The sequence below is a fragment of the Streptomyces sp. NPDC031225 genome (assembly GCF_055570355.1).
In genome coordinates this window covers 1-5,751 of record NZ_JBVIHJ010000022.1, presented here as the reverse complement: position 1 = coordinate 5,751, position 5,751 = coordinate 1, and the positions used below count along the sequence as shown (strand labels likewise).

The 5,751-nt window shown below is 71.0% G+C and carries 6 protein-coding genes; 3 read left to right on the top strand and 3 right to left on the bottom strand.

Going from position 1 to position 5,751, the window contains the following annotated elements; all coding sequences use genetic code 11:
- Nucleotides 1-102: 102 nt before the first annotated feature.
- The gene (locus ACZ48Z_RS31770; RefSeq protein WP_468739335.1) at nucleotides 103-927 is read left to right on the top strand and encodes a hypothetical protein; all 825 of its coding nucleotides are present in this window, start codon (nucleotides 103-105) and stop codon (nucleotides 925-927) included.
- Nucleotides 928-1,000: 73 nt separating this feature from the next.
- Here the strand turns inward: ACZ48Z_RS31770 and ACZ48Z_RS31765 are convergent, their stop codons facing one another.
- Nucleotides 1,001-2,344, bottom strand: a complete 1,344-nt coding sequence (locus ACZ48Z_RS31765) for a right-handed parallel beta-helix repeat-containing protein (RefSeq protein WP_468739334.1) — start codon at nucleotides 2,342-2,344, stop codon at nucleotides 1,001-1,003.
- Between the two features lie 66 nt (nucleotides 2,345-2,410).
- On the opposite strand from ACZ48Z_RS31765, the gene ACZ48Z_RS31760 reads away from it, so the two are divergent.
- On the top strand, nucleotides 2,411-3,604 hold the full coding sequence (locus tag ACZ48Z_RS31760; RefSeq protein ID WP_468739333.1) for a Dyp-type peroxidase: 1,194 nt from the start codon (nucleotides 2,411-2,413) through the stop codon (nucleotides 3,602-3,604).
- Here ACZ48Z_RS31760 and ACZ48Z_RS31755 read toward each other — a convergent pair.
- Nucleotides 3,519-4,343, bottom strand: a complete 825-nt coding sequence (locus ACZ48Z_RS31755; protein ID WP_468739332.1) for a L,D-transpeptidase family protein — start codon at nucleotides 4,341-4,343, stop codon at nucleotides 3,519-3,521. The two genes, ACZ48Z_RS31760 and ACZ48Z_RS31755, sit on opposite strands and share 86 nt — an antisense overlap.
- Nucleotides 4,344-4,765: 422 nt before the next feature.
- Between ACZ48Z_RS31755 and ACZ48Z_RS31750 the strand changes: the two genes are divergently transcribed.
- Complete coding sequence (locus tag ACZ48Z_RS31750) at nucleotides 4,766-5,236, top strand: site-specific integrase (RefSeq protein ID WP_468739331.1); 471 nt, start codon at nucleotides 4,766-4,768, stop codon at nucleotides 5,234-5,236.
- Here the strand turns inward: ACZ48Z_RS31750 and ACZ48Z_RS31745 are convergent.
- Nucleotides 5,181-5,654 (bottom strand): DDE-type integrase/transposase/recombinase, encoded by a 474-nt coding sequence (locus ACZ48Z_RS31745; protein WP_468739490.1) that lies wholly within the window; start codon nucleotides 5,652-5,654, stop codon nucleotides 5,181-5,183. The two genes, ACZ48Z_RS31750 and ACZ48Z_RS31745, sit on opposite strands and share 56 nt — an antisense overlap.
- Nucleotides 5,655-5,751 lie beyond the last annotated feature (97 nt).

The window sequence follows — 5,751 nt, the reverse complement described above, 5'->3', positions numbered from 1 at the left end:
TTAGGGGGGGAAGAACAACCCCGCGACCTGGGGCGGGGCGGGGCGCCGCCCTCCGCCCCCCCCCCCCCCCCCCCCCCCCCCGTCCGCATGTAGAGACGTCCCATGCGACGCATCACGAGTGGCACGACCGAGAAGACACCCAGAACGCCGAGGACGCCGAGGACGCGCAGGGTGAGGCGGGCCTGGTGGGCGGTGGGCGCCCTTGCCGCGGCGGCGGCCTGCTCCGGCCTCCTGCTCACCGGCGGCGGCGATTCCGGCCCCCGGCCCCTCTCCGTCGACGAGGCCCAGCGCCTGGCCCTGGCCCGCTTCCGCACGTACCGGATCAGCCCCTCGGAGATCACCGTCCACGCGCCGTCGGGCGACGGCACCACCGTGGTACGCGCCGTCGTCGACCATCGCAGACACCGGGCCGTCGGGTGGTACGAGGTGACAGGCGCCGGACGTCCGGACGGTGGACTGCTCGCCTGGGACCAGAGCGGGCTGGCGGTCGCCGACGGGGCGTCCCCCACGGCTCCCGTCGAGGGTGCGCTGCGCGCGGCGGGACACCTGAAGGCGACGGCGTGGACACGCCGCACGTTCGGCACCGCGCCGCTCGACACCGCCCTGAAACTGGCCCTGTCGCTGGGCGCCGACCGGCCCGACAACGCGCAGCTGCTCGCGCAGTCGGGCCCGTTGCGGTTGCGCGACGAGCGCGTGGACGGTCGGCGCTATGACGTCTTCTCGGGGCCGCGGCCCCGGCCCAACGCGTCCGCGTCGCCGGCCGGGTCTCGTGGTGAGCGTTCTCCGTTGTCGTACTGGATCGACGAGCAGGGGGGTATGCGGCGTGTTCGGGTGGATCTCGGTGGGGGCCGGAGGATCACCATGGATCTGGGTGGGGTTCGGGTGCGGGGGGTTGTTCTGCCGGGCGCGCCATGGAGAGAGCGGTGAGTGGCGGGTGCGGGTGGGTTATGGCTTGTCGCGCCCACGCGGCGCAGCCGCACATCGGTACAGCCTCGCGCCCCTAAAGGGCGTCCTTCGCGCCCGGCAGCTTGAACTCGCCCCAGCTCACCTTGCCCGGTAGGTCTACCGCCGGGTGTGCCGCAGTCGTAGTGGCCTGCGGCATTGACCGCTGGCTCGGCGGTGCCGGTACGTCCTGGAAGGAGAGGCCGGGGGGTGCCTGGACGGGGGTCGGGCGGCCCAGGGGGTCGCGGACCAGCCCGGTGTCCGGCTCCTGCCGTGCAGCGCCCCGGGTGCCCTTTGCGCAGTGTGTCTCGCGCGGCAGGCGCGCCGGGCTGGTGAGCGACTCCCCGTTGCCGGTGAAGCAGTTGCCGGCCGGGGTGCCGGTGGCCAGGACCAGATCGGTGCCGTTGGCGGTGACCCGGTTGGCGCGCACGGTGTTGGCGCGCGCCGGATAGCCCTGTACGTCGCTCAGCAGCACCCCGGCCGCCCTGTTGCCGCTGATCAGGTTGCGCTCGATGACGTTGGCGCGCCCGCCGCCCGCGCCGATGCCGATGCCGAAGCCGCCATCAGCCTGCTCGGGACTGGCGTCGTCGTTGTTGTCGGTGAGCGTGTTGCCCGCGATGACGGCGCCGTGCTGCGGGCCGAGCGCCTCCAGGTCGTTGGAGTTGAGGGTCAGGCCGACCCGGTTGCGGCTCGCCCGGTTGCCCAGCAGATACAGGCGTTCGGAGGCGTTGGTGACTTCCAGGCCCACCGCGTTGTGCTCGACGGTGTTGTGCCGCACGACCGTGTCGCAGGGCCGGCACTGGCCGACGTAGATCCCGGAGTCGGCGTGTCCGGAGGCGTAGGAGCGCTCGATGATCCCGCTGCGGGCGTCGAAGGCGTAGATGCCGTACAGCGCATTGTTGTACGCGGTGACGTAGGAGGCCCGGAAGCCCTTCAGCGGGGGGAATTTCACGGTGTCGAGGGGGTCGTAAGCCGAGCCGCCGGCACGGCCCGCCTCCAGAGCGGCCTGGTCGGTGACGCCGGTGAACAGGAGACCGTTGGCGAGGTGATTGCGGACGGTCAGGTTCTCCACGACGGAGCCCGCGCCGGTCACGGTGATGCCGTTGGCGCGCTCGAACTCCCCGTCGACGACCACCCGGGAGCGGTCGAGGCCGCGCAGCACCACCCGCGCCTTCGAGACGGTCACGCTCTGCCGGTAGACGCCGGGTGACACCAGGACGAGACCGCCCTCACCGACCCGGTCGACCGCCTCCTGAAGGGAGTCGGTGTCCTGCGGCACCCGCACGACCGAGGCCGGCGCGGCCCCGCCGGAGCCCTCGGGCGAAAAGGCCGTACAGGCACTGGCGCCGCTGAGGAGACAGACGGCGACGAGCAGGCCCCGGGCGATGGTTCGCCGGGACACGGTCCGTCCGATTCGCGTAAAAAGAATGTTTGGCACGATCGAAGATGTATCGTCCCTTTCACTCTTATGACAGCACATGCCGCTTTTCCCACGCCCGACGGCGCGTCGGCCCCCGCCCGCCGGGACGTTCTGACCCGCGCCGCAGCCCTCGGAGCCCTCGCCGCCTCCACCTGCGCATGCGCCGACCACGCACGTTCCCGTCCCGCCGGCGCGGGCCCTCCGGCGTTCGGTTTCCGGGGCCCGCGCCAGGCCGGCGTGACGACGCCTCAGCAGATGGCCGCGCTCGTCCTGGCGTACGACCTCGCCCCGACGCTACGGGCAGCGGGCGGCGTGCGGGCCCTGCGAGAGGTGTTCGGGTGGTGGACGCGGGCCCTGGCGCAGGCCCTCGACGGTGAAAGCCCGCCGCCAAGTCCCGCACAGGCGAAGGACATCACGGAGATCGTCGGCGCCGCGAGGTCCCGGCTCACCGCAACCGTGGCGATCGGTCCCCGCCTCCCCCGGCTCCTGCGCGTCGCCGCGCCGCCCGCGCTGCGCGAACTGCCGCCGTTCCCCGACGACCGGCTCGACCCCGCGTACGGCGGCAGTGATCTGCTGGTCCAGCTCTGCGCCGACGATCCGCGCGTCACCACGGCCGCCGCGAGCGCGCTGACCCGGCTGGCGGGCGACACCCTGCGTCCGCGTTGGCGGCAGACCGGGTTCCTGCCGCCGACCCCGGCCGGGCGGACACCGCGCAACCTGATCGGCTTCAAGGACGGCACGGAGCAACCGTCACCCGAGGAGTGCGAGCGCTGGGTGTGGTCCGACGACGCCACGTTCCTCGTCGTGCGCCGTGTCCACATCGATGTGGCCGGGTTCGCGCAGCTCGGTACGCAGCGGCAGGAGCGGATCATCGGGCGGCACCGGGCGAGCGGGGCGCCGCTGGGACGCCACCACGAGCACGACGACGTGGACATCTTCGCGAAGACACCGCAGGGCCGGTACGTGATCCCGCTGGGGTCCCATGTACGGGCGGCCAGTCCCCGGCTGGACGCCGGCGCGCGGATGCTGCGCCGGGGCTACAGCTACGACTCCGGGCCGGACGACCGGGGCCTGTTGTTCCTCGCCTTCATGCGGGATCCGGCGCTGTTCGCGCGTGTCCAGCACCGGATGACGGCGACGGACGAGCTGAGCCGCTTCACCGAGCACCGGGGTTCGGCGGTGGCGTACGTCCTTCCGGGTGCCCTTCCTGGTGAGGATCTGGGGGCACGTCTGCTGGCGTGACCAGGTCCTCGGGCTTGGTCGGCCGGGGCGGCACCTTGCGTTCCGTACCCGGCTTCACGCCCCACACGTACACGGCGTCGTCCTCGGCCAGGGTGTTCCACAGCCGCTGGGCATCATCGAGGCGCAGGTTGACACAGCCGTGCGAGCCGCCGGAGAACAAATCACCGGGGCTGCCGTGGAAGGCCTGGCCGTCGCTGAAGAACTGGGAGTACGGCATGGGCGCGTTGTCGTACAGGTCGGAGTAGTGGTCGAGGTCGCGCCAGTAGACGGTGAACCAGCCGGTGCGGGTCTCGTAGCCGTCGCGCCCAGAGCGGATGGGCACGGGCGCGTACACCACCCGGCTCCCGGTCTGCACCCACATCAGCTGCCGGGCCAGATCGACACAGGCGATGCGGTAGGTGCGCACCGGGCACTTCCCGGCGGCGTTCGGGTTGGGGCGGGCCTCAACCACGAGCATCGTGCGGTAGGTCACCAGGCCCGCGTAACCATCGGCAGGCCGCACTGCGTTGCGGCTCTGGAAGGCGCGGATCGCCTCACAGTCGCCGGACGCCTGCCGCCCGTCCACGGGCAGCTTCAGATACTCCTCCAGTTCCTGCTGATAGGGACCGGTGCCGGCAGTGCACGCCACGGATGCGGGGGCAGAAGTGGGCTCGGCGGCCATGGCGACTCCCCTCGGCACCAGTGCCCCCAGGAACAACCCCACGACCACCACCGACATCGCCACTCGCCCACTCGCCACAACGCCTCCTCAACAGACCGACCCACCTCCCCCACAGATACGCCACATCGACAGGACCCGTCCGCTCACACCAGACACACCCGACACACCGCCATGCGCCACGCGCCCCGAAAAATCCCCCGGCAACCACGCAACCAACCACGACGAACCCACCACTCAACACCCACAGAACACCTAGCCCAAACGAGTGCACAGACCACCCACACCCCCCAGGTCGCCCCACCCTCTCCCACCGATCACCGCGAACCCCATCACCAACGGGACCGGAAGCAAGAAACGCCAGGAAGAGCAACATCCAGGCGCAGGACAGCCGTCGCCAAGGCGGGCAGAACCAGGGCGCCTTCAGCCGCGTCCGCGACTACGCCAATACCCCCGGCGGACTCACCGCCGACCTGCGCGCCTCCACAGTCCGCCCCCGCATCGTGCCCGTCCCCTACAGCAGCCGCCCCTCCACCTGCTCCGTCCGCGCGTGGACCGCATGGAAGAACGCCGCCGATCTCACCCACCCGGACCGCTACGCCTGGCGCCGCCTCCACAACCACTGGCACACCGTCATGGGGAGCGGGCTGCAGCCCAAGTCCATCGGCGACATCGTCACCCGCGCCGGCGAACGCGCCGCAATCGAGATCCGGTTCACCGGACACTCCCCGCACCACGGGCTCGCGACGTCCGCGCGGCTCAAGGGCCACGCCCAGATCGCCATCGCCAAGCAGGGCGGATGCCCCCCCCGCACTCCAAGGTCCACCGACGACACCCAGCCCCCGGTGGCGATCCAGGCGATCAACAAGCCCCTGCGCGCCCACGTGAAGTTTCCCCGTGATGCTGGACACTCGATGCTTACGCTGCGAGGGCGTGTTCTTGCTCGTGTCGCTGCCGGGTCTCCAGCGGGGTGAGGTAGCCCCAGATTGGATGCCTCCGCAGCCGCTTGCGGTTGTAGAAGGTCTCGATGAAGGCGAAGATCTCAGCGCGGGCAGTGGTCCGGTCGGGCCAGCGGCGGGTGCCGATCTCCGCTTTCAGCAGCGCGAAGAAGCTCTCGGCGGCGGCATTGTCGTAGCACGAGCCGGTTCGGCCCATGCTCTGCCGCAGCCCCAACCTGCTTATTTCCCGGCGGAGTTCGTCAGAGGTGTACTCGGCTCCGCGGTCCGGGTGCACGATGCAGCCGGTCTGGAGCCGACCACGTCCGGCGGCCATCGTCAGTGCGTCGACCACCAGGGAGGCGCGGTGGTGGTCGGCCATCGAGTAGCCGACGATCTCGCGGGTGGCCAGGTCCAGCCAGGTCGCGAGATAGAGCCAGCCCTCGTCGGTGGGGATGTAGACACCTCAGGCGCATATCTCGTCAAGCTGTGGCGGCAGGTTCGGTTGGGTAGGCGGTGTATTCATCGAACAGCGTGTGGTGTTGGAGGCAGTG

Bases quoted from the DNA above. Each gene is read 5' to 3' on its own strand.
- ACZ48Z_RS31770 (WP_468739335.1), top strand. From the start codon at position 103: ATGCGACGCATCACGAGTGGCACGACCGAGAAGACACCCAGAACGCCG.
- ACZ48Z_RS31760 (WP_468739333.1), top strand. From the start codon at position 2,411: ATGACAGCACATGCCGCTTTTCCCACGCCCGACGGCGCGTCGGCCCCC.